Here is a 24811-nt window from a genome sequence, read left to right as displayed (position 1 = left end):
GACTTTTTTTCCCTCAAAAAGTGCCAGCCATTGCGGGGATCGGGGGCAAAATTCAGGTACTTTTTCCCTGAAAATTAGGCAACTGACTACCTCAAAATCGGTAAAACCCCACACCCCACACCCCACACCCCACACCCTGCCACCACCGAAAAGCTTTTTCAGCAAACCCTATCTTAAGTCAAGTATTTGTAACAATTATTTACAATCATCAATTTATTGAGCCAAATCCCAGGCTGAACAGTTAGAAACCATGATCAACGAAGAAACTGTGGTTCCCGTCCCCGCTATATCGTCCTCATACTAAATCCAGTTATTAAAAACTGATTATTTATTCTCCGTTTTGCCTTTTGCATAAGTAGAAAAGGGGTTTCTCCGAGAAACCCGTTTTCTGTGCGTTACTCAACGGATTTAGTATAACTATTGACTTGCTCAATTAACACCCGTCCCTAAAATGACTTGTACTTTGCTAGTACAATTATAGTAAGAAGTAAAATAAGAAAGATTAAAACAAATAACCATGTCTCAACCGATTACCATCGAAGATATCTATAAACTTTTTGAGAAAACTAACGAAAAGTTTGAACAATCACGCCAAGAATACGATCGCCGGGCTGCTGAAGCCAAGGCCGAAGCCGATCGCCGGGCCGCCGAAGCCAAGGCCGAAGCCGATCGCCGGGCCGCCGAAGCCAAGGCCGAAGCCGATCGCTGGGCCGCCGAAGCCGATCGCCGGGCTGCTGAAGCCGATCGCCGTTTAGCCAAGCTAGAGAAAACAGTGGCCAATACCAGTCGTGCTGTGGATAGTTTAACCACTCGCTGGGGAAGATTTGTCGAGGAATTAGTCGAACCTGCTGTTATTAGCCTATTTCGTGGCAAAGGTATCGATGTCAAAGAAACCTACAGTCGTGCCAGGGTAAAACGGCAAGGAATAGCCATGGAGATTGATATTTTAGCCGTCGATGAAACCGAGGTAGTTTTAGTAGAATGTAAGTCTCGTTTATCGAAAGATGATGTCAACGAGTTTTTAGAAAAATTAAGTCGATTTAAACAAGCATTTCCCCATTATAAAAACTATCAAGCTTATGGTGCAGTGGCAGGAATAGAAATAGATGAAGGAGTAGATCGTTATGCCTATAAACAAGGTTTATTTGTAATTAAACCATCGGGAGAAACGGTAGAAATCATTAATGATTCTGGTTTCGAGCCTAAATTATGGTAGGAGAAAGATGGTTCCTTCATCTGGCAAAGTATTGGCAGCAGGTCTAATTTTTCCAACCTAGGACTATACTAACTTATGGATACGATGCAGGATTAGTATTCATATTTTGATTCAGTAACGTCTTGCATAATTAATTTTTGAGGATTCAAAAACGGCAAAAATAAGGATTAAATTGCCTAAAATCTGTGAAGAGACCATTTAATTGATTATTATTCATGCTTAATTCTCCTGACTACTGACGACCGGCTCCTAATCCCAACAACAATTTTTGATTTTTACCAGAGGTCTAGTAACGTCTTGTCCTAAAATTGCCAATAGCCAGTTTCAATGCACAAGAGCCTGATGGCTAAAAACTGGCTCCAGTTTTTGACCGGGATAGCACCGCTTGATCACAGTGGATCGTAAAATGGGATAATGCTAACTTTGAGAGTCAGAGAGACTATGAGTGAATTCGACTACGATTTAATTATTATCGGTGCTGGAGTTGGTGGCCACGGAGCAGCCCTACACGCGGTCAAATGTGGGCTAAAAACGGCTATTATCGAAGCCAAAGATATGGGAGGAACCTGTGTCAATCGCGGTTGTATTCCTTCTAAAGCTTTACTGGCAGCCTCGGGACGAGTGCGAGAATTAGCCGATAGTGACCATCTGAAAAGTCTAGGTATTGCCATCGCTGGCGTTAATTTTGACCGTCCGACAATTGCCGATCATGCTAACAACCTTGTCAGTAAAATTAGAGGCGATCTCACTAATAGTCTTAAACGTCTCAAGGTTGATACTATCCACGGTTGGGGAAAAATCGCCGGTCCGCAAAAAGTTAGCGTCATCGGGGATAGTGGCGAAAAAATCTACACCGCTAAGGATATTATGCTCTGTCCGGGGTCGGTTCCCTTTGTCCCACCGGGGATCGAGATCGATCATAAAACGGTTTTTACCAGCGATGAGGCCGTTAGATTAGAAACTTTACCCAAGTGGATCGCAATTATCGGTAGTGGTTATATCGGTCTGGAATTTTCGGATATATACACCGCTTTGGGTTGTGAAGTGACGATGATCGAAGCTTTAGATAGTCTCATGCCTGGATTTGACCCAGAAATCTCGAAAATCGCTGAAAGAGTTCTGATTAAACCTAGAGACATCGAGACTTATGTGGGAGTTTTGGCAAAAAGTATTAAACCGGGGAATCCTGTGGCCATTGAACTGGTGGACGCAAAAAGCAAAGAAGCGATCGAAATTTTAGAAGTAGATGCTTGTTTAGTCGCTACAGGAAGAATCCCGGCGACAAAGAATCTCGGATTGGAATTTGTCGGGGTAGAACTGGATAAACGCGGTTTTATTGCCGTTAATGACAAAATGCAGGTAATTCAGGACGGTGAACCGATTCCCCATCTCTGGGCTGTGGGCGACGCTACGGGTAAAATGATGTTAGCTCACGCTGCTTCGGGTCAAGGGGTAATAGCCATTGAAAATATCTGTAATCGCCCAAAAACCATCGATTATCGCAGTATTCCCGCCGCTGCTTTTACCCACCCCGAAATTAGTTATGTGGGTTTAACGGAACCGCAAGCAGAAGTTTTGGCACAGGAAGAAGGGTATAAGGTCGCTGCTGTCAAAACCTATTTTAAGGGAAATTCCAAGGCTTTAGCGGAAGGAGAAACGGAAGGCATCGCTAAAGTCGTTTATCGTCAGGATACGGGCGAATTACTCGGTGTTCATATTATCGGTATCCACGCATCGGATTTAATTCAAGAAGCGGCCAATGCGATCGCTGAACGTAAATCTGTCCATGAACTCGCTTTCCGCATCCACACCCATCCAACTCTCTCAGAAGTCCTCGACGAAGCTTATAAACGCGCTGAAGTGGCAGCATAGAGTCAGTTATCAGTTATCAGTTATCAGTTATCAGTTATTACCGTTAAGTTTCTGACTCCTGAATTCTGACTCCTTTCTCTTTTTTTACTTTTTACTTTCAAGATTATGTTTGGATTAGGTTGGCCAGAAATAGTAATTATTGCTGTGGTTGTTCTCCTGATATTTGGACCGAAAAAAATACCCGAATTTGGGGCAGCTTTGGGGAAAACTTTACGGGGATTTAAAGAAGAAATCAATAAAGATGAGCAAGAAATTGAAGACAGTGACGAGAAGATGAGATAGATTTCGCCAGGATGAAACTCCGCTACAGCAGTTATCAGTTATCAGTATTAAATAGTAGTTTCCCACTTTCTTTTCACTCTTTGCTGTTTACTGATCACTGATTACTGTTTACTGCTCACTGATTACTGAATATCTGCTTCTCCCCCCACCACCACATCGCGGATGCGGAGACTGGGGCCACCGCAGCCGACGGGTAAACCACTTTGACCCCCTTTTCCGCAGCCTCCTGACTCGTCCCAGTAGAAATCATCCCCAATTGCCTCAATATTGGCTAGGGTTTTAAAGACATTACCGGAGAGAGTCACATCTTTAACGGGTTCAGCAATTTCTCCATCGCGAATCATCCAAGCTTCCCCGGCGCTAAAAGTGAACATTTCGCCGTTAGTCATGCCTCCCTGCCAATTTTGGGCATAAACTCCCGTTTTTATCCCCGAAAATAACTCTTTAACGGCAGTGGTTCCCCGTTCAATCCAAGTGTTGGTCATGCGGACAATGGGCGGATAATGATAATTGAGACAACGAGCGTTACCGGTCGGTTTTTCGCCTAATTTGCCCGCCGTTTCCCGCGAATGCAGTCTTCCCACCAAAACCCCATCTTTAATTAACTGAGTCGTGGTCGCGGGGGTTCCCTCATCGTCATAAAAATAACTGCCCCGATGACCTTCCGGATAGGCCCCGTCAAAGATTTGCAGGTTATCTGGTCCAAAACGTTTGCCCATACTCATCACTTCCAAAAGGTCGGGATTTTCGTATAACATATCTGCCTCGGAAAGGTGGCCAAAAGCCTCATGGACGAACAGACCGGTTAAAATGGGATCGATGACGATGGTGTAGGTATCGCCCTTGACAGGGGGCAAAACTAGGGCTTGTACGGCCCGTTTAGCCGACCCTTGCACCTGTTCTTCTAAATTGACCAGATCCTCGAAAGCTTTTCGGGAACCGGTGGTTTCCCGGCCTGTTTGTACGCTGTCCCCATCCCTAGCGGTGGCCGAAAAACGCATTTCTAAGTCTGACCATTTTTGTTCGATTAAAGTCCCGTCAGAAGTGCCTAAAAGAATATGTTGACTGCTATCGCTGTAACGGACGGAAGTGGTGGCAATACTGGGATGATGTTGACGCAATAAATTATTATAGCGATCGCAGAGGGCTTTTTTATCAGCTAATGGCACTAAACGCGGGTCTGTTCCCGTTAAAGGCAATTCACAACTAATAATTACAGGTTCTACCGGAGCAATCAGGGTTTCTTCTTCCCCAATTAAACGGGCAGCAGCGATCGCATCTTCTAATCGTTCCTGTAAACTGGATAATTGATTAAAGCTGGCAAATCCCCAACCTCCTTTATAACAAGCGCGTACCTGACCACCGATAGCAATACCTTCGCTGAGGGTTTCCACTCGTTCGGAACGTAGTAGAATATTCGTCCCCCGCGCTTCTTCCAGACGAATTGTCAGGAAATCGACGCGGTTTTTATAACGGTTAATCAGTTCGCTAATTAGGTTTTTATAGTCGGTGAGAGTATCGGTCATAGGAATTATGAATTATGAATTATGAAGTGGGAAGTGGGGAGCTTTTTTGCTGTGAACAGTAATCAGTAATCAGTAAACAGTAAGCAGTAAAGAGTGAACTGATAACTGATACTAAATCTGGTTATTAAAGACTGATTATTTATTCGCCTTTTTGCATGAGTGCATGAGTAGAAAACGGGTTTCTCCGAGAAACCCGTTTTCTGTGCGTTACTCAACGGATTTAGTATGATAACTGATCACTGACAACTGAAATTAGGCGAGATAATCCTGTAAAGCTTTCACCTCTAAAGGTTGGGATTGCAGGGATTTTAAGGCCGCTACCGTCGCTTTTGCCCCGGCGATAGTGGTGATAATTGGTAACTTATAATCGAGGGCAGTACGGCGAATTTGTCGGCCATCGTTTTGGGATTCTTCACCACTGGGAGTATTGACAATAAACTGAATCAAGTCATTTTTGATCCAATCGATAACGTGGGGACGACCTTCGTGAATCTTTAGCACTAAATCGATATTTTCGCAACCGTTTTCTAACAAAACTTTACGAGTTCCGGAAGTGGCGACGACGCGAAAACCGAGGGATTGCAGATCCTTAACTACGGGAACCATGGGGGTTTTATCGCGATCGTTCATCGAGACAAAAACCGTCCCACTGGTGGCTAAAATCACGCCGGCGGCCATTTCTGCCTTAGCGAAAGCTTTGCCAAAATCGCTGTCAATCCCCATTACTTCCCCTGTAGAACGCATTTCTGGTCCCAGGAGAGTATCAGCACCGGGGAACTTCTGGAAGGGTAAAACCGCTTCTTTGACGGCGATATGACGGGGAATTGCTTCGCTGATGATACCCAATTCTGCTAGGGTTTTGCCCGACATGACGAGGGAGGCAACTTTTGCCAGAGGAACTCCCGTTGCTTTGGAAACGTAGGGAACAGTACGACTAGCGCGGGGATTCGCTTCTAAGATATAAACTGTCTCCCCCTGTACCGCATACTGGATATTCATCAAACCGATTACTTTTAAAGCTTTCGCTAGTTCCACCGTCCATTGTCGAATTGTGGTTAAAACCGAGGCACTCAGGGACGTATGGGGGATAGAACAGGCAGAATCGCCCGAATGTACGCCCGCTTGTTCGATATGTTCCATTAATCCCCCGATAACTACTGTTCCCGTGGCATCTGACAGGGCATCCACATCCACTTCGATGGCATTTTCGAGGAATTTATCGATTAAAATCGGGTGATCCGGTTCTATCTGTACCGCATACTTCATATAGCGTTCCAATTCGCTATCGGAATAGACGATTTCCATCGCCCGACCGCCCAAAACGTAGGACGGACGTACTACTACAGGATAACCGATGCGTTGAGCCACCGCTTGGGATTCTTGGAAATTGCGGGCAATACCGTTGAGGGGTTGTCGGATATCTAATTCTCGGAGGATTTTTTCAAAACGTTCCCGATCTTCGGCGGTATCGATCGAATCGGGTGAAGTTCCCCAAATTTTGGTATTTACGGGACAATTAGGCGATTCTAAATATTTTTGCAGGGGAACCGCCAGTTTTAAGGGAGTTTGCCCACCGAATTGAATAATTAAACCCTCTGGTTGTTCCGCTTCGATGATATTTAAGACATCCTCTTTGGTCAGGGGTTCAAAGTAAAGGCGATCGCTGGTATCGTAATCGGTGGAGACAGTTTCCGGGTTAGAGTTGACCATAATCGTCTCAAAACCGGCTTGACTGAGGGAAAAAGCGGCATGACAACAACAGTAGTCAAATTCTATCCCCTGGCCGATGCGATTGGGACCACCACCGAGGATCATCACTTTGCGTTTATCGGAGGGTAAAACTTCCGATTCTACCTGTTCGTAGGTGGAATAATAGTAGGGTGTCAGGGCCTCAAATTCCGCCGCGCAGGTATCCACCATTTTATAAACGGGAACAATACCTAAACCCTTGCGATAACTTCTCACTTCGTCCTCGCTGCTGTTGGTGGCGAAGGCGATTTGGCGATCGCTAAATCCCTGTTGTTTAATAGCGAATAGGTCCTCTTTGCCGAGACTTTTCAGGGGAGTTCGTTTGAGAAACTTCTCGGTTTCCATCAAATCGGCCAATTTATCGAGGAACCAGGGATCGATCCCGGTTAGTTCGTGGATTTCCTCCCCATTCATGCCCAATTTAAAAGCATGATAGATACTATAAACCCGTTCGGGGTTAGGTGTCCGCAAACCGGCCCGGACTTCCGAGAGAGGGGGGAGAGTTTCGACTTTATCGCAACCAAAGCCAAAACGTCCCGTTTCTAGGGAGCGAAGCGCTTTTTGAAAGGATTCTTGGAAAGTTCGACCGATAGCCATGGCTTCCCCGACGGATTTCATCTGGGTGGTTAGAATCGGTTGGGAGCCAGGGAATTTCTCGAAGGCAAAGCGAGGAATTTTGGTGACGACGTAATCGATAGTCGGTTCAAAGGAAGCCGGGGTTTTTTTGGTGATATCGTTGGGAATTTCGTCTAAAGTGTAGCCTACTGCTAGTTTAGCGGCAAATTTAGCGATCGGGAATCCCGTGGCTTTCGATGCTAGGGCCGAAGAACGGGATACCCGGGGATTCATCTCAATCACGATTACGTCGCCGTTAGTGGGATTAACGGAGAATTGGATGTTCGATCCGCCGGTTTCTACGCCAATTTCCCGAATAATTGCCTTAGAATAGTCCCGGAGGCGTTGGTATTCTTTATCGGTCAGGGTTTGGGCGGGCGCAACCGTAATCGAGTCGCCGGTATGGACCCCCATCGGGTCAAAGTTTTCGATCGAACAGATGATCACCACGTTATCGGCTAGATCGCGCATGACCTCTAATTCGTATTCTTTCCAGCCAATTAGGGATTTTTCGACGAGAATTTGCGATGTAGGCGAACAATCTAGACCATACTGGGCCATCGGTTCAAATTCTTCTTGGTTATAGGCAATACCGCCCCCCGTTCCGCCTAAAGTGAAGGCCGGCCGGATAATGAGAGGATAGGAACCGATCTGATGACCGATCGCTTTTGCCTCCTCTAAATTGTTGGCAATCCCCGAAGGACAAACGGGAACACCGATTTTCTCCATTGCTTTTTTGAATAGTTCCCTATCTTCGGCTTTTTCAATAGCGGGAAGTTTTGCCCCGATCAGTTCCACGTTATATTTTTCTAAAACGCCGCTTTTGGCCAAAGCTACGGCGGTATTGAGGGCAGTTTGACCGCCCATAGTCGGTAGAATCGCATCAGGACGTTCTTTGGCGATAATTTTCTCGACAATTTCCGGCAGAATTGGTTCAATGTAGGTGCGATCGGCCATTTCTGGATCGGTCATGATCGAGGCGGGGTTAGAATTGACTAAAATTACCTCATAACCTTCTTCTCGTAGGGCTTTACAGGCTTGAGTTCCCGAATAGTCGAATTCACAGGCTTGTCCGATGACAATCGGGCCAGCGCCCAAGATTAGGATTTTCTGTAAGTCATCACGGCGTGGCATAGGCTTAGGGTTGCTTGAGGATAAACCCCAATCATTGTATATGTTGTCACCCCTCTATTCCCTAAAGCTTTATTTAGGTTTAATGACCTTATTCTAGCTGTCAGCCTTGAATCAGTGATCGGTGATCAGATCTGAGCCTTGTACTAGCGACTGTTCACTATCTCCCCGCTCCCCAACACCCAACCGATCACCGGATAGGTACTGGTACTATTTGGGAACGATTGTCAAACAATTGTAAAACTTCGTTATATTTAAGGAACATTTGAGAGACTAAGGAGCATCGGAGTTGTGGCTTTATACGCAGATTTGCATCGGCATTTAGGGGGATCGGTAGTACCGAGAATTCTCTGGCGCTACTTTCACAGACATGAGCGGGATTTAGCGGCCAAATTCCAGGAATACCCCGCTTTTGAGGAATTTTACACCCGTGAACGCAATAGTTTAGATGAGTATTTGGAATTACATACCCTCGTCGAAAGTGTTCAAACCGCCCAAACTTTGCCCTATTTTATTTATCGTCTGATTCGCGGCGCTTACATCTTCGAGAATCTTGCCTATTTAGAATTGCGCTATACTCCCTACTATCGCACCGACGAACATTTGAACCAAACAGAGCGAATCGAGCAAATGCGCTCGATTGTCGAGATCGTCGGTCAAGCCTCGAAAATGAGCGAATATCCGATTATTACCAGTCAAATTCTCTGTATGCACTCGCGACTTCCCTCCGAAGTCAACAAAGCGATCGTTGATCTGGCCCTAGAGATGAAAGAATACGTCTGTGCGATCGATATTGCCGGGGGTGATTCCTACTACCAAACTCGACTAGAGGAATTTGCTGGTTTATACAGTTATGCCAGGGAAGAGGGTTTAAATACCACCGGCCATCTTTACGAAACAAAGGACGGTTGTTATCCCCAATTACTGCCCTATCTGCAAAGAATTGGTCACGGTATTCAAATTCCCCTACAATATCCGGAATTGCTGCCGGAAGTTGCCCGTCGTCATCAATGTTTAGAAGTCTGTCCCACCACCTATTTAAAAACTGGCACCCTCAAAAGTTTATCGCAATTAAAGATAGTCTTTGATCGCTGTTCTGAAGCGGGGGTTGATATTGCTATCTGTACCGATAATGCCGGTTTACACAATGTCCGGCTGCCCTTCGAGTACGAAAATTTACTCACCCTGGACGTGATCGATTTTCGACAATTACAAGCTTGTCAAGATGCGGCTTTTCGTCATGCTTTTGCCTGGCCCTACAGTCAAAAACCCGCCTCACTTTTAACTGGTTTGTTATCAGTGGATAATCCCAAATTACCGGTTTATCAGTAACAGAATTAACTTTAGTTCGGGTTAAGCAACTTCTAACCCGATTTCCCATCGGGGTTTTTGCCCCTCCCGAACTACTGAATCTTGATTAAACTCAACCCAAAGAGAGTATAGGTACAGAGAGAGCCGAGACCGAACATCAGGGAACGAGCGATTGGGACATTAGTGATATAAAAAAGGGAAAATAAAAGCCGGAGGATCACAAAGGCGATCGCACAGGTAGCGGCCAGGGAGGAGGAGACTCCTGTAACGTAGGCCATGAGAGCGGCGGCACTATAGATCATAAAGGTTTCAAAACCATTTTGATGGGCCCAAGTTGCTCGTTTAGCGTAGTCTGGGAGTTGGTCGAACATGGCCCGGGGAGCGGAGGTATCGTAACCCACCTTAGCTCTAGCGTAAGCCACCAGCAGAAAAGGTAGATAGACAGAGATAGCGGCAGCCACTATCGAATAGAGAAGAATGGCACTGACGGAGAGATTCATCGCTGAATTTAGTCAAAATAAAATAGGGTAACTAGCTTGCGTTGATCTTCCGCTTCCGCGCAGGTTTGCAAAAGGGTTTGACTGTCGTGGAAAGCAAAACAGATTAACTGTTGACAACGATTGATAATCTCCCGATTACAGAGGCTGCTGGCTTCCCCTAGGGATAGATGGTCATTTTCGGGACATTCCACCAGATGGATAACCTGCTGGAGTTGTTCTTGGGATTCCAGGGGCTGGCGATCGAGACTTTGGGGTAAGATCACGGTTAACAGATTAGGATCTGCCCGCATTGCCCCCTTAATGACGGCGGAATTGGTTCCCGTCGCCCCGGAGGTCATAATCCGATTGCCCGCCAGCACGAGGGCATAGGCCATCATTTCGATCAATTGCTGGTGCGTGATGGGAACGTGACGGGAACCCAATAAAGCGACGCGCTTAGAACCGGTCTGCTGAATGGCGGCTAGTTCTTGAGCTAGAGTGTCTAGGGTGTTAGTGGTATCTACAGATTGACTCAAAGACTTTTACTGCAAATTCGGACTGATTAACCGTCCGTTATTGTAGCATCGAATTGTCATGATCGGAAATTTGGCCCAAAAAACCCCAGCGACCGATCGAGGTGTTCTTTCGGTGGTGGTCCCCTATGATCCCTCAGAAATTGTTATTGGTGGGGAAGTGCCTCTAGATTCTGCGGTAAGATAGGTGCATAGACGATATTTACCCCAGAGCCATGACCACTTCTCCTGTTCCCCAAGGGGACGATTTTAGCGATCGCCAGATCCGTCCCGTACAATATCGGGATTTGGAAGACATTGAAGCTTTAACCCTGGATGACTTCGATGAGGATATTGATCGTCGCGCCCAAAATTTCCGCACGCAGGTGCAACAGGTGCGGCCTTGGTTTGGGTTGTTTAAAATTCTCAGTTTTTTTCCCAATCCTCTCCAACACCGTTTTCATGTCTATGTGGCTGAGTCCATGGCCAATCGGGGAGAAGAAGGGAAAATTCGCGGGGCAATCCAAGTCACCCCTTTTAATAGTAGTCGCAGCACTTGGCGGGTGGAACAGGTGCGGGTGCATCCGGCGGAGTCTTTAAGCGAACCCAAGGGCATCGGGGCGCAATTACTGCGTTATTGTCTAGAAACGGTTTGGGAAGCGCGCACCTGGGTGTTAGAGGTTAATATCAATCAAAAGGACAGTTTGGCACTTTTCCGGCAACACGGTTTTCAGCCTTTGGCGGAATTAACCTATTGGTCTTTACCGCCGCAATTATTACAGGAATTGAGCAAACAAGAGGCAGATTTACCGAATTTACTGCCCGTGAGCAATGCTGACGCTCAATTACTTTATCAGTTAGATTGTGTGTCTATGCCGCCGCTACTGCGTCAGGTATTTGATCGCCATATCCAGGATTTTAAAATCAGTTTAGTTGATAGTTTGCTCTATCGCTGTCAAAGTTGGTGCGGCAGTCCGCAAATTAGTCGCGGTTACGTTTTTGAACCGCAACGAAAAGCGGCGATCGGTTATTTTGAATTAATTCTATCTAATCGGGATGAGCGACCCCATCAAGCGAAATTAATTGTCCATCCCGCCTACACTTGGCTCTATCCTAAGTTATTAATCCAGATGGCCCAGATCACTCGCAAGTATCCCCCTCGCTCGCTAGAGTTGATATCTGCCGATTATCAGCACGAAAGACGGGAATATCTGGAACAATTGGGAGCGATCCGCAGTTCCCACACCCTGATGATGTCGCGCTCGGTATGGCACAAAATCCGCGAAACTAAGCCGGAAAATTCCGCCCTGGCAGAAATGCTGCAGGGTTTACAACCGGTGCCGCGAACTCCCATCCCTAGTCGGATGTCTTGGTTAAAATGGCCCAATAATCCCCCCCTGGACCCCCTCGACAGTCCGGGGGAACTTCCCCCAGTTAAACCGCCCTCGGAACCCCCCGATCAGGGGCATCCAGTGTGATGGAAAGAGTCGCCGCCCTCGGCTTAGATATCGGCAAAAAACGGGTAGGAGTGGCAGGATGTGACGGCACTGGTTTAATCGCCACCGGTTTAACCACGATTATCCGTTCTTCCTTTGTTGCCGAAATACCACAGTTTGAGGCGATTGTCAAGGAAAGAAATATTAAGATTTTGGTGGCGGGACTGCCCTATACCATGGCCGGAGAACTAGGATTTCAGGCCCAACAGGTGCAAAAATACGCCCAGAAACTAGCGATCGCCTTGGATTTGCCCCTCGAATACATTGATGAGCGTTGCACGTCCCTAGAGGCGGAAGAATTCTTAAAAGCCAAAAAACAGTTTTCCTCTTGGGATAAGGGAGCGATCGATCGGGAAGCGGCGGCGATTATTTTACAACAATGGCTCGATCGCCGACGGCGAGTTAATACTGTTGTTTGAGGGGAAGAGCGAACATTGTCACCAGAAAAATTACTAGGGGCAAGGGGCGAATTTTAATCATTTTCCTGCTTCTTCGTCGGTTTGTAGTCTTGTTTTAGCAATAATGCGGGTTTTCTTTAAATCTCCCTCGCTCAATTCTTCTCCCACCTGTAAACGGGTGGCATTAGTTTGGAGGACAGTGGCGGCGTTTTTTTCTCCCAACTGTAGAGCGGTTTTGGCGGCGGTTTGTAGCATGGTGGCGGCGGCTGCTCGATCGCCCTGTTTTAATTTTTCTTCAGCGATTTGGGTTTGACGATATTTGGCTAAAGTCAGAGTCGATTTCTGAACTTGCTCGTTTAATTGGGATTGATAGATAGCTTGGGAGGTGATATCAAGGCTAAAAGTCGCAGTTTCTAGTCCTTTTTGACCGGAAGCGGGATCATCGTAGCGAATCTTCACTTTAGCTATGGTGTGAGTACCGGGGGGAATTTGGTCAATATAGAGATTGAGGAGGAGAATTTTTTCTTCATCTATCATTAAATCACCCAAACGGGTGATGTAAAAATTGCCCTCTTTTTGTAGGCTCATTTCTATAGTTTCTGGAGCAACTTGGGCAATGGGTTTTAAGTCGGCTAAATGAGTCCGAGCATCTAATTCTAATTGCAGGAAAGCGTTAGTTAACCGCACAGATTGCAGACGGTTAAACAGACGAGTAAATTCAATTAAAGCCTGTTCGGGTCTTTCGATATAGGATAAACTTCCGCCAGCGATATCGGCAATTTTTTCTAGGATATCTTGATTCCAACGATCGCCAAAACCGAAGGTATTTAAGGTGATACCGTACTCAGCCGCTACTGCGGCTAATTTTAAACAGCGTTGATTATCTCCGTGTTCATTTTCACCATCGGTAAGCAGAAAAATATGAGATACATAACCTTTGCTGCCGCTGGAACTTTCTTGGATACCTAATTTTATCCCTTCATCGATCGCCGTACCTCCCCCCGCTTGTAATTGTTGAATTTTTGAGCGAATTAAGGTCAGATCATCCTCTCGCGATTGGGAGGGAAGAATAACTTTGGCGCGATGATCGAAAGCTATTACCGAGAGACGATCATTAACTCCGAGGGATTCTATTAAACTTAAAGCCGCTTTTTTGACCGTTTCTAGGGGTTTTCCCTGCATAGAACCGCTATGATCGAGAACTAAACAAAGATTAATCGGTAAATTTGTGTTGATCTGTTCACTGGTGGCGGCGATCGATAGCATCAGTTGACGTTGACTGCTGTTTTGATTAGCATCGATATGACTGTCACTCAAGGCCGATTTTAGAGTTACCCGCATAAGAGTTTTTAATCGTGGTCGTTGATATTTATATTGTAATGAGTATAGTTAGATTTGTGTTTATTTTCCCGTCCGGCATCGAGTTAAACAAGTTCCAGAAGTGGCTGCATTTAATTTTCGTCAATCTACGATACTCACCTGCGGTTGTTCATATATTGGGAATAATTTTAAAATCACTGATAATTCCCGATTGTCGATATTTCTACAAAGTTAAGATGCGGCCCCAGCAGTTCTTGCGGGAAATTTTACCTTAGCCAGTCGGCCCTATTCTTTCGTGGAAGTCATGGTAAAATCTCTTTAATGCGAACTAAAGTTATTTACTTTTTTTGAGATGATAACAAATTGGAATCGATGTTGATCAGGGGAAGGGAGCCTGAACCAGTCATGACGACAGGAAAACGTCCATCCCACTTTTCGATTGCTCGTTGTTGTAAAATTTCTGCTGTTAGGTTTTGGCGCAATAGTTTTTGAGCTTCTGCCTGTCCCTTCGCGCGGTTGATTTCCGCTTTCGCTTCCTGTTCTGCTTGTTGTGCGCGAAAAGCAGCTTCTTGTGCCTTTTGTTCCGCTACTTGTTTGGCTTCAATCGCTGCGTTAAACTCTTCAGAAAAACCAAAATTAACGAGAGATACATCATTGATAATTATCCCATAACGTCTCAGTCTTTGGGCGAGGGAAGTGTCAATTTCACGTTTGAGTTCTCCTCGCTCTTGCAAGATATTTTGTACGGGACGTTGTGCTGTTGCCGCTTTGACAATTTCCGATACTGCTGGGTTGATAATACCAGAGACAATCGCATTGATATCCCCAACTTGTTGATAAATCTGATTGACTTTGTCGGGGTCGATGTGCCAGTTAACGATAATAGTTGTTTCCACATCTTGCAAATCTTTAGAAGCTCCTTTTGCCTTTACTTCCGTTGTTTGCACTCGAACGTTGAGGGTCTTGATCTTGGTGACAATCGGTATAACAGGATGAATTCCTTCATCGAGGATTTGTTTCTGCACTTTGCCAAAGTACATGACAACGCCGCGTTCGCCGGTATCAATAACGGCAAAAGGGCGCAGTATGGTAGTAAAAGCTAATATTAAAATTCCCCCCGCCATTAATGGTATTATATTGCGATTGTAATTCATGACAACTCCTGAGATATTTGATCGGTTTTATCGTAGCACTGTTATTATAAGTAAGTAATCTCAATTAATTTTTAGATAGTGGGACAAGCTTCTGGTTCTTTGTATTTTATCTTTAATTGTAATTGGCTACTTAGTTGATGATAGGTGGTGCGTTACTTCAATCATAGTCCATCACACAATCACAGTCGATGATAGGTGGTGCGTTACGAGGGATTGTTACCTTCCAGTCACAGCAGCAATTTTGGCCGTCTAACGCACCCTACGTTTTACTTTTTGTTAACCACAAAGACAGGAAGTTAGGAATTTAACTAGGGGAGAGAAGGAAGGTGAGAGGAACCATTCAAGATAAAGCTGCGATCGCTTGTTCTAGGGCCAGGGAAATATGAGTCCAATGGGTTCCCCCCTGACAAAAAACGATATAGGGTTCCCGTAGGGGTCCATCGGCGGAGAATTCCGAGGTGCTACCATCGATAAACGTGCCACCAGCCATCACTACTTGGCTCTCATAGCCCGGCATTTGGGCAGGAATGGGATCCAAGTAGGAACCGATGGGAGAATAGGCTTGAATGGCTTTACAGAAGGCAATCAGCTTATCGGGGGAACCGAGTTTAATCGCTTGAATAATATCGCGTCGAGGCACAAAAGGGGCAGGATTGACCGGATAACCCAACTTATCGCCCACATAGGCAATTAAATGACTGCCTTTCATCGCTTCTCCCACCATTTGCGGTGCTAGAAACAATCCCTGATAAAGAAGACGATTTTGGTCAAAAGTTGCCCCTCCCTCCCTACCGATTCCAGGTGCTGTCAGACGATAGCAGGCCATTTCCACTAATTCCGCTTTACCTGCTATGTATCCCCCGGCCGTGACGATTGTACCTCCGGGATTTTTAATTAGAGAACCGGCCATCAGATCTGCCCCCACGTCGGTGGGTTCTTGGGTGTTGATAAATTCTCCATAGCAATTATCGACAAAACAGACTGTATTCGGGTTTTGTTGTTTAACTATACGGACAATTCTCTCGATTTCGTCAATAGACAAACTCGATCGCCAGGAATAACCGCAGGATCTTTGAATATGTACTAAACGGGTTTGGGGTTTAACTGCTGTTGCCAAAGCCAACCAATCGATCGCACCGGTAGAATCTAGCTCTAATTGCCGATAAACAACGCCAAAATCCTTTAAAGAGCCTTGACCACTGCCCCTAATCCCAATTACTTCTTCTAGGGTATCGTAGGGCGCACCCGCTACCGCTAACATCTCATCCCCCGGTCGAAGAACCCCATACAAGGCACAGGCGATCGCATGGGTTCCTGAAACAAATTGTACCCGCACCGCCGCCTTTTCGGCCCCCAGGGCTTGGGCGAACACTTGATCTAAAGTATCCCGTCCCAAGTCATCATGACCATAACCACTAACACTGGCAAAATGATGCACTCCGACGCGGTTTTCACGGAAAGCAGCGAGGACTTGACGGAGATTTTCCTTGACCTGTGCGTCAATTTCCGAAAAGATGGGGAGTAAGGCCTTTTCTGCCCTGTGGAGTAGAGGGGGGATATCCATCAAACAATAGACTGTGATATTTGTTACTATTCATTAAGCGTCAAAGTTCCCCCTGTGTCAAATCGAGACAGATAAGACAATGATGCTCTGTCTCCTGTTGTTTCCCTTTGGGTTATTCAATGACTGTTGCGACTTCCGAAAAACTTCCCATTGACTGGGTGACTCTCATCTACATGGCTTTTATCCACTTAGTGGCTCTTTTAGCCTTCTTGCCTAGCAATTTTAGCTGGGGTGCAGTGGGAGTGACATTGATTCTCTATTGGATTACCGGGGGTTTAGGAATTACCCTCGGTTTTCATCGTCTGGTCTCCCATCGGAGTTTTAAGACTCCCAAATGGCTAGAATACTTTCTGGTTTTCTGCGGGACCCTCGCTTGTCAGGGAGGTGCGATCGCATGGATAGGTTTACATCGTATTCATCATAAATATTCTGATACTGCTCCCGATCCCCACGATTCTAATAAAGGTTTTTGGTGGAGTCACATGGGTTGGATGCTGCACGAAATTCCTGCCGACGAAGAAATCGCTCGTTTTACCCAAGATATCGCCGACGATCCTTTCTATAAATTCTGTCAAAATTATTTTGTTCCTATCCAAATTGTTTTAGGCTTAATTCTCTATGCTATAGGCGGTTGGCCGTTTGTAATTTGGGGAATTTTTGTTCGCTTGGTCTTAGTTTTCCACTCCACTTGGTTTGTCAATAGCGCCACCCACAAATTTGGTTATGTTAGCCATGAGTCCCACGATAATTCTAAAAATTGTTGGTGGGTTGCTCTCTTAACTTTTGGTGAAGGTTGGCACAATAATCACCATGCCTATCAGTATTCTGCCCGTCATGGACTACAATGGTGGGAAGTTGACCTGACTTGGATGACCATTCGTCTGCTGCAAATTCTGGGATTAGCTACTAATATTAAGTTACCCCCCAGCACAGCAACGGCGACAGAAAGTTAGTTTTATCCAGTTGTTAAATTAAATCTAGCCGAACTTATGTTTAAGTTCGGTTATTTTTTCTCCGACTTAACCCAAATCTAACGGCTTTTCCCACGGCACAACTGAGGAATATAGGTACTGCCAATCCTCCCCCAAAAAACGAAATCATTGATAGGATAAACTTGATTATTTCCTCCTCTGTCGAACATTGACTGGGAAAGCACAACTCATCCCAAGAGCGAAGGATAACCAACCAAAAAAGAAAACACACAGGGGAAATAAGAGGCAAAAAACCAGACCCCCCGCTAGACAGCCTAATCCATTGGCCTTTCTATTCGATTTCTTCTCTGTCACCATCTCTATCGCTAACTTTTTCTAAGCCGTAGCATAAAAAGGTCAAACTATCAACTTTTTTAACAAATGTTTAATATTTACGCTGATGTGCCGGAAGGACACCAGAGAACGTATATTTAAAGCTAATCCCCAAATTATATTAAGTTTCTAATGAAAAAAATCTCGATTTTAGGCTCTACAGGCTCGATCGGCACTCAAACTCTCGATATTGTCACCGATCATCCCGATAAGTTTCAAGTGGTGGGATTAGCCACGGGTAATAATATTCAACTACTATCGGAGCAAATTCGGCAATTTCGCCCGCAAATCGTGGCGATTAATAACGAAGGTCAACTAGAAGACCTAAAAAGCCTAATTTCCGACCTTGACTATACCCCGATTATCCTAGCAGGAAAGGAAGGAGTAATCGAAGTGGCCCGTTATGGCGATTCCGAAAGCGTCGTCACGGGAATTGTCGGTTGTGCGGGATTGCTGCCGACAATTGCCGCTATTACTGCTGGTAAAGATATCGCCCTCGCTAATAAAGAAACCCTGATTGCTGGCGGTCCAGTGGTGCTGCCTTTAGTGGAAAAACACCGAGTTAAATTATTACCTGCTGACTCGGAACATTCAGCTATTTTTCAATGTTTACAGGGAGTTCCCACTGGGGGATTAAAAAAGATTATTCTCACCGCTTCTGGGGGTGCTTTTCGGGATTTACCCGTGGAAAAATTGCCGCAAGTAACCGTAGCTGATGCCCTGAAACATCCTAACTGGTCTATGGGCAGAAAAATCACCATCGATTCGGCTACTTTAATGAATAAAGGTCTAGAAGTTATCGAAGCTCATTATTTATTTGGTGTCGATTATAATGCGATCGATATTGTTATTCATCCTCAAAGTATTATTCACTCTTTAATTGAGTTACAGGATACATCGGTTTTAGCTCAATTAGGCTGGCCAGATATGCGTTTACCCCTGTTATATGCCTTGTCTTGGCCCGAAAGAATTTATACCGATTGGGAACCTTTAAATTTAGTTAAAGCCGGCAGTTTAACCTTCAAAGAACCCGATCATCAAAAATATCCCTGTATGGGATTAGCCTACGCAGCTGGCCGCGCGGGTGGGGCAATGCCAGCAGTATTAAACGCGGCTAATGAACAAGCGGTAGCGTTATTTTTAGAAGAAAAGATTAGCTTCTTAGATATTCCCCGGGTGATCGAAAAAGTTTGCGATCGCTTTGCAATTCATAACACTTCTACCCCTAGCCTAGATGACATTTTAGCCGCCGATAATTGGGCGCGTCAAGAGGTATCTAACTGTCTGATTGCCAATCTGGTCTAGATAGTCTAGATTCTGTAGGGATGTTAACTCTAATGTCTCTACAGGTCTAGGATAGAAAAATTACTAATTTCGGCTATTTTTTCTAGATAACCTTCAATAAACCTCTTGCCTAATTAATTTTTGAGGGTTCAAAAACGGCAAAAATAAGGATTAAATTGCCTAAAATCCGTAAATAGACCATTTAATTGATTATTATTGATTCTTAATTATCCTGACTACTGACTCCTAACCCTAACAACAATTTTTGATTTTTACAATGAGGTCTAATGACCCTGAAACTTGATCAAAAATAAGATAAAATAAACAAGATAGCGGTTATTACTTTTAATTTTCTATGGTTACAACTTCTCTATCCCTCCCCGAAATCGCCAGAGAAACCCGTCAAGCGAGTCGTCAACTGGCTATCCTGACTAACGAAGAAAGGAATGAAGCTTTAGAGGCTATTGCTGAGGCTTTAACTGCCAATGCCGATAAAATACTAGAAGCGAATATCGCCGATGTTCAAACAGCCAAGGCGATGGAATTATCCCCAGCTTTATGTGCGCGATTAGAGTTAAGTCCCAGCAAATTAAAAGCCGCTATTGCCGGGGTGCGAGATGTGGCTAAATTAGCAGATCCTTTAGCTACGATGCAAATTAATCGGGAATTAGATCAAGGTTTAATTCTGCGGAGAATAACCTGTCCTTTAGGGGTTGTAGGTGTTATTTTTGAAGCTCGTCCCGATGCTTTAATTCAAATTACCAGTTTAGCGATTAAATCTGGTAATAGCGTTATTTTAAAAGGGGGGAAAGAAGCGATCCGTTCTTGTCAAGCTTTAGTAACAATTATTCATCAGGCCTTGAGTGAAACTAAAGTTAATCCAGCGGCGGTACGATTATTAACAACACGAGAAGAAATTCAGGAACTCTTAAAACTCGATCAATACATCGATTTAATTATTCCTAGAGGTTCTAACGAATTTGTTCGTTATATCCAAAATAATACCCGCATTCCTGTCCTCGGCCATGCCGATGGTATCTGTCATCTCTACATCGACAAAGAAGCCGATTTAAGCAAAGCAATTAGGATTACCGTTGATGGTAAAACCCAATATCCTGCCGCTTGTAATACCATTGAAACTTTATTGGTTCATCAAGACATCGCTAGACAATTTTTACCCGCAGTGGCCCGAGCATTAGAGGAAAAAAAGGTTAAATTATTGGGAGATGAAGCAACTCGTCAGATGATTAACGTACCATCGGCCACAGAAGAAGACTGGCAAACCGAATATAGTGATTTAATTCTGTCAATTAAAATTGTTGATAGTCTAGAATCAGCGATCGAACATATTAATTATTACGGTTCTCGACACACGGAAGGCATTGTCAGCGAAAATCTTAACACGGCCAAAACCTTTAGCGATCGAGTCGATGCCGCCGGAGTTTTTCATAATTGTTCCACCCGATTTGCCGATGGTTTCCGTTACGGTTTTGGGGCCGAAGTGGGTATCAGTACCCAAAAAATGCCTCCCCGCGGTCCGGTGGGATTAGAGGGATTAGTCACCTACAAATACCAATTAGTGGGAGATGGTCATATTGTCGCCGATTATTCTGGGGAAAATGCCCAATCTTTCACTCATAAGGATTTATAGTCGAGAAAAAAGCCGATGTTTACAGGATTAATTCAAGCCTTGGCAACGATTCGGGTCGTGGATACTGATAGACTATATTTGTCTGTATCCTCTGATACAATTATCCGAGATTTAATGATTGGTGATAGTGTGGCTGTGGATGGGGTTTGTTTGACAGTCGAGGAAATTCTCCCAGAGGGTTTTCTGGCCACCGCTTCCCCAGAAACCCTACAGCGCACTACTTTGGGACGAAGGATTAAAACAGAAACCAACGTTAACCTAGAAACCTCTTTGCGGGTGGGTAGTAAAATCGGCGGTCATTTTGTCACCGGTCATGTGGACGGTATTGGCTGTTTAGTCGAATCGATAATCGTGGCTAATTCGTGGGAAATGAGCTTTGCTGCCCCTAGTTCCCTAGAAGAGCAGTGGAATAACTACATAGCTCGTTATATCGTCGGTAAGGGCAGTATAGCTGTTAATGGCATCAGTTTAACCGTGGCCGATTGTGATGCCTCCGGCAGCTGGTTTAAAGTGGCTGTCATCCCCCACACCTACGCCGAAACCAATCTTTCCCATTTAAAATTAGGCGATTGGGTGAATCTAGAAGGGGATATTTTAGGCAAATATGTGGAAAAATTGTTAGGAATGCGCTCTTATCACGCTCCTAGCGAGATTAGCCTAGAATTTCTGGCTGAACATGGTTATTAGTTTTCCAGAAAAAGCCTTTTCAACATATAAATTTATTGGCAATTTATCCATTAATTTTAGTTTTAAAATTGCCAACCTTCTCGCTCCATTAAACCCTGAACATTGGTACAATCGATAGAAAAGTGTTGACAGACTGTGGGGATTTTGGGAGCATTAGGCTTCAAGGCTTCTTCGGTAATTACGCAACCGTCTTTTATCTTGGCACAGGCAATAATAAATGGGTCTGCCACTGGTTTTCCTTGTAATCTTGCTTTTTCACTCACTAAATCATTAAAGTTTCTTATAGAAACAATTTCAGCAATAAATAAAGTTTCCTGAGCAGTGGGTGGTAAAAATATTTGTTTATTGAAGTCTACCCAATCTAGAACAAATTGTTTATTATTGCCATATTCTACTTCTTTAAGCACTTCGCGTACTGATTGTAGTTTACCTTCTGACACAATCAAATCGATTTTTTGCCAAACGGTAGGAAAACTTTTGGGAAAATAGTTTCCTAAAACCTTAAAACTACTTGTGTCAAAAATGTAAACCATCAAAACAGTCCTTTGTCTAATAAATATTGTTCAAGTTTTTCCACCGTAGCAACTTTTTTAATGTTTAGATAATCAGCAACGCGCTCAATATCGTATTGACCTTGATAGTATTTATTGAACACCAGTTTTAGGTAATTTTCTCCCAAATATGTCGCCTGATTAGCATAGTAATCACCTCCAGATTTTTTATTTTTGTCCTGACTTTTTCTCACCTGCTCACTGTACCACTCGGTTACTTTAAGAGTATATTCTTTCTGAGAAATAAAGTTATTATCTAATAGTTTTCGTAGAACTACTTCTCGACTAACCTTATAATCACTGGAAATTTTCGAGATAATTTTATCGTTAACTATTGTTTCTCTAATTATCTCAGAAAAGACATGATTAGGAAGCAAAAACTCCGCAGCAAATTTATTACAAAATATCTCGATACTTTTATTTGCTCCCTGCAAACTATTAATATATCTATCGTCAGACTTAGTAATTCCATTAGTCTGCAAAAGAATATGTGCTAATTCATGAAAAATGGTAAATATTTGTCTAGATTTTTCCGTGCTATTATTAAGATAGATGATCGGAAATTCAATATCTATCAAGCAAAATCCCGAAATTTCTCGCTGCTTAAAAGAACGCTTAAAAATAAAAATACCGGCTTCTTCCACGGCACTCCGCCATTTTTTTAAGGCAGTTTCCTGATCATTCCAGGTCAGTTGTTCTTCTAGAGTAACGTTTAAATAATTTCTGATCTGTTCGGCTAATATCCTTAAATCATCCCTAGAGCTAACCGCAATATCCTGAAAGATTTTCTTGGTACTAGGATTAATACCATTATTAATTTCCTGTAGCGACAATTGCATCGCTTTTGCTTGTCGTAAAGCATAGATAGTATCGGCGGCCAAATTTTCGATTTCAAAGTCTGGCAAAGTTCTAAATTCTTGTTTTTCCTCCGCTTCTGGGGGAGGTTCTGGGAAAAAGAATAAAGCGAGAGGACGTTTATATATTTCTGCTAACTTTTCCAATTGACTATAGGTAGGAAAGTCCTCTCCTGACTCCCATTTCTCGATAACAGAAACCTCTTTTTTAAACTTGACCGCCACAGACTCAAGAGAATATCTCGCCCTTTCTCTTGCCCATTGGATTATCTTGGGATTAACGCCTGTCAGTTTCTCGCCCATCACTTTATCTTATCATCACCAGATAGAGATTTCTAGCTTGATTTAGATCATACAGTAGTTTCATTGTACTATATAATTACCTAAAATAGAGAAAATGTACCGATTTCTGGATAGGTCAGCGAGGGATTGATAACTTTTTACTATATAAAAAACCAGCCGAAAGCTTGACATTAGCCAAAATACCCAGACAATGTTAAGTTAAATTAACCAATAGCCTAGGCTTGTATTTAAGGAAAACCCCTTATGGTAGCAACACCAGTTCAACAGAAATACGACATCAAAGATATTAGTTTAGCCCCCATCGGCAAACAACGCATCGAATGGGCCGGTCGGGAAATGCCCGTTTTGCGTCAATTAGCCGAACGTTACGCCATCGAAAAACCCTTTGCTGGACTGCGTTTAGTCGCTTGCTGTCACGTTACCACCGAAACCGCTAATTTGGCGATCGCACTAAAAGCCGGTGGCGCTGATGCGTTATTAATTGCCAGTAATCCCCTTTCCACCCAGGATGATGTGGCCGCTTGTTTAGTCGCTGATTACGGCATCCCCGTTTATGCAATCAAAGGGGAAGATAACGACACCTATCACCGTCACGTTCAAATCGCCCTCGATCATAAACCCCAGATTATCATCGATGATGGTTGTGATGTAGTGGCCACCCTAGTTAAAGAAAGAAGTCACCAATTACCCGACATTATCGGTACTACCGAAGAAACTACCACCGGTATCGTCCGTTTGCAAGCCATGCTCAAAGCCGGGGTGTTATCCTTCCCGGCAATGAACGTTAACGACGCAGAAACCAAGCATTTCTTTGATAATCGCTACGGTACAGGTCAATCTACCCTTGATGGTATCATTCGCGCCACCAATATCCTCCTTGCCGGTAAAACCGTGGTTGTGGCTGGTTATGGTTGGTGTGGTAAAGGTGTCGCTATGCGGGCCAAAGGTTTAGGCTCTAATGTAATTGTCACCGAAATCAACGCCGTGCGCGCCATTGAAGCAGCGATGGACGGTTTCCGGGTTATGCCCATGGATGAAGCCGCTAAAGAAGGCGATATCTTCATCACCGTTACCGGTAACAAGCACGTTATCCGGGCCGAACATTTTGACCTGATGAAAGATGGCGCGATTGTTTCCAACTCCGGTCACTTTGATATTGAAATCGACCTGCAAGCTTTAGGCGCAAAAGCCGATAATGTTAAGGAAGTTCGCAACTTTACCCAACAATATAGACTAAAAAGCGGTAAATCCGTCGTTGTTATCGGTGAAGGTCGCCTAGTTAACCTGGCAGCCGCCGAAGGTCATCCTAGCGCCGTTATGGATATGAGTTTCGCTAACCAGGCGATCGGTGTAGAATACTTGGTTAAAAATAAAGGTAAATTGGCCCCCGGCATCTACTCGATTCCCTACGAATTAGACCAAGAAATCGCCCGTTTGAAACTGCAAGCCATGGGGATTGAAATCGATACTCTCACCGAAGCCCAATTAGAATATATCAACTCCTGGACTTCCGGAACCTAATATCGGTTATCAGTTATCAGTTATCAGTTAT

22 protein-coding genes are annotated in these 24811 nt (G+C 44.3%); 13 read left to right on the top strand and 9 right to left on the bottom strand.

From position 1 onward, the window contains the following. From IM500_RS18700 to tatA, 4 genes are all read left to right on the top strand, one after another. The coding region (locus tag IM500_RS18700; RefSeq protein ID WP_287739305.1) for a hypothetical protein at positions 1 to 220 on the top strand (220 nt) is incomplete at its 5' end. A 297-nt stretch (positions 221 to 517) separates the two neighbouring features. After that, entirely contained in the window at positions 518 to 1216 is a 699-nt protein-coding gene (locus IM500_RS18695; protein ID WP_147071181.1) for a DUF3782 domain-containing protein, read from the top strand. A 441-nt stretch (positions 1217 to 1657) separates the two neighbouring features. Further along, positions 1658 to 3088 (top strand): dihydrolipoyl dehydrogenase, encoded by a 1431-nt coding sequence (gene lpdA / locus IM500_RS18690; protein ID WP_272081351.1) that lies wholly within the window; start codon positions 1658 to 1660, stop codon positions 3086 to 3088. 105 nt (positions 3089 to 3193) lie between these two features. After that, complete coding sequence (gene tatA / locus IM500_RS18685) at positions 3194 to 3370, top strand: twin-arginine translocase TatA/TatE family subunit (protein WP_190722715.1); 177 nt, start codon at positions 3194 to 3196, stop codon at positions 3368 to 3370. 122 nt (positions 3371 to 3492) lie between these two features. On the opposite strand, the gene IM500_RS18680 is transcribed toward tatA, so the two are convergent. Together IM500_RS18680 and carB are read right to left on the bottom strand one after the other, a co-directional pair. Beyond that, positions 3493 to 4896, bottom strand: a complete 1404-nt coding sequence (locus tag IM500_RS18680; RefSeq protein WP_287739303.1) for a TldD/PmbA family protein — start codon at positions 4894 to 4896, stop codon at positions 3493 to 3495. Positions 4897 to 5148: 252 nt separating this feature from the next. Continuing rightward, entirely contained in the window at positions 5149 to 8394 is a 3246-nt protein-coding gene (gene carB / locus IM500_RS18675) for a carbamoyl-phosphate synthase large subunit (protein WP_190722717.1), read from the bottom strand. Positions 8395 to 8682: 288 nt separating this feature from the next. Here carB and IM500_RS18670 point away from each other — a divergent pair, with 288 nt between their 5' ends. Then, positions 8683 to 9723: an amidohydrolase family protein gene (locus IM500_RS18670; RefSeq protein ID WP_190722718.1), complete on the top strand. Its 1041-nt coding sequence runs from the start codon at positions 8683 to 8685 to the stop codon at positions 9721 to 9723. Between the two features lie 71 nt (positions 9724 to 9794). On the opposite strand, the gene IM500_RS18665 is transcribed toward IM500_RS18670, so the two are convergent. Both IM500_RS18665 and IM500_RS18660 read right to left on the bottom strand, forming a co-directional pair. Continuing rightward, complete coding sequence (locus IM500_RS18665; RefSeq protein WP_061432305.1) at positions 9795 to 10202, bottom strand: MAPEG family protein; 408 nt, start codon at positions 10200 to 10202, stop codon at positions 9795 to 9797. An 8-nt stretch (positions 10203 to 10210) separates the two neighbouring features. Beyond that, complete coding sequence (locus IM500_RS18660; RefSeq protein ID WP_002741066.1) at positions 10211 to 10717, bottom strand: hypothetical protein; 507 nt, start codon at positions 10715 to 10717, stop codon at positions 10211 to 10213. Positions 10718 to 10775: 58 nt separating this feature from the next. On the opposite strand from IM500_RS18660, the gene IM500_RS18655 reads away from it, so the two are divergent. The 3 genes from IM500_RS18655 to ruvX are packed head-to-tail and all read left to right on the top strand — an operon-like array spanning position 10776 to position 12608. After that, complete coding sequence (locus tag IM500_RS18655; RefSeq protein WP_268807312.1) at positions 10776 to 10901, top strand: hypothetical protein; 126 nt, start codon at positions 10776 to 10778, stop codon at positions 10899 to 10901. Positions 10902 to 10929: 28 nt separating this feature from the next. Then, entirely contained in the window at positions 10930 to 12171 is a 1242-nt protein-coding gene (locus IM500_RS18650; RefSeq protein ID WP_287739300.1) for a GNAT family N-acetyltransferase, read from the top strand. Next, a complete protein-coding gene (gene ruvX, locus IM500_RS18645; protein ID WP_287739299.1) occupies positions 12171 to 12608 on the top strand; it encodes a Holliday junction resolvase RuvX in 438 nt (145 codons plus the stop codon). The genes IM500_RS18650 and ruvX overlap by 1 nt, the downstream gene beginning before the upstream one ends. A 57-nt stretch (positions 12609 to 12665) precedes the next feature. Here the strand turns inward: ruvX and IM500_RS18640 are convergent, their stop codons facing one another. From IM500_RS18640 to IM500_RS18630, 3 genes are all read right to left on the bottom strand, one after another. Then, the gene (locus IM500_RS18640; protein WP_287739298.1) at positions 12666 to 13928 is read right to left on the bottom strand and encodes a vWA domain-containing protein; all 1263 of its coding nucleotides are present in this window, start codon (positions 13926 to 13928) and stop codon (positions 12666 to 12668) included. Between the two features lie 317 nt (positions 13929 to 14245). After that, the gene (locus IM500_RS18635) at positions 14246 to 15061 is read right to left on the bottom strand and encodes a prohibitin family protein (protein WP_287739297.1); all 816 of its coding nucleotides are present in this window, start codon (positions 15059 to 15061) and stop codon (positions 14246 to 14248) included. 340 nt (positions 15062 to 15401) lie between these two features. Then, positions 15402 to 16625 carry a methionine gamma-lyase family protein gene (locus IM500_RS18630; protein ID WP_061432311.1) on the bottom strand — a complete coding sequence of 408 codons (1224 nt, stop codon included), beginning with the start codon at positions 16623 to 16625 and terminating at the stop codon, positions 15402 to 15404. Positions 16626 to 16744: 119 nt separating this feature from the next. Between IM500_RS18630 and IM500_RS18625 the strand changes: the two genes are divergently transcribed. The 4 genes from IM500_RS18625 (at position 16745) to IM500_RS18610 (ending at position 21551) form a co-directional block, all read left to right on the top strand. Then, on the top strand, positions 16745 to 17578 hold the full coding sequence (locus IM500_RS18625; RefSeq protein WP_190722723.1) for an acyl-CoA desaturase: 834 nt from the start codon (positions 16745 to 16747) through the stop codon (positions 17576 to 17578). Positions 17579 to 18061: 483 nt separating this feature from the next. Continuing rightward, entirely contained in the window at positions 18062 to 19234 is a 1173-nt protein-coding gene (gene dxr / locus IM500_RS18620; RefSeq protein WP_190722724.1) for a 1-deoxy-D-xylulose-5-phosphate reductoisomerase, read from the top strand. A 334-nt stretch (positions 19235 to 19568) separates the two neighbouring features. Next, positions 19569 to 20864 (top strand): glutamate-5-semialdehyde dehydrogenase, encoded by a 1296-nt coding sequence (gene proA / locus IM500_RS18615; protein ID WP_190722725.1) that lies wholly within the window; start codon positions 19569 to 19571, stop codon positions 20862 to 20864. A 15-nt stretch (positions 20865 to 20879) separates the two neighbouring features. Beyond that, a complete protein-coding gene (locus tag IM500_RS18610; RefSeq protein ID WP_190722726.1) occupies positions 20880 to 21551 on the top strand; it encodes a riboflavin synthase in 672 nt (223 codons plus the stop codon). Between the two features lie 62 nt (positions 21552 to 21613). On the opposite strand, the gene IM500_RS18605 is transcribed toward IM500_RS18610, so the two are convergent. Both IM500_RS18605 and IM500_RS18600 read right to left on the bottom strand, forming a co-directional pair. Continuing rightward, positions 21614 to 22084 (bottom strand): PIN domain-containing protein, encoded by a 471-nt coding sequence (locus tag IM500_RS18605; protein ID WP_287739296.1) that lies wholly within the window; start codon positions 22082 to 22084, stop codon positions 21614 to 21616. After that, a complete protein-coding gene (locus IM500_RS18600) occupies positions 22084 to 23259 on the bottom strand; it encodes an ImmA/IrrE family metallo-endopeptidase (RefSeq protein WP_190722728.1) in 1176 nt (391 codons plus the stop codon). Before IM500_RS18600 ends, IM500_RS18605 begins: the two co-directional genes overlap by 1 nt. Positions 23260 to 23502: 243 nt before the next feature. On the opposite strand from IM500_RS18600, the gene ahcY reads away from it, so the two are divergent. Further along, a complete protein-coding gene (gene ahcY, locus IM500_RS18595; RefSeq protein ID WP_002795864.1) occupies positions 23503 to 24780 on the top strand; it encodes an adenosylhomocysteinase in 1278 nt (425 codons plus the stop codon). Positions 24781 to 24811: the final 31 nt, after the last annotated feature.

The sequence above is a fragment of the Microcystis sp. M179S2 genome (assembly GCF_020245805.1).
Lineage (GTDB): Bacteria > Cyanobacteriota > Cyanobacteriia > Cyanobacteriales > Microcystaceae > Microcystis > Microcystis aeruginosa.
The sequence above is the reverse complement of the archived record's forward strand: the minus strand, read 5'-3'. Positions and strand labels throughout refer to the sequence as shown.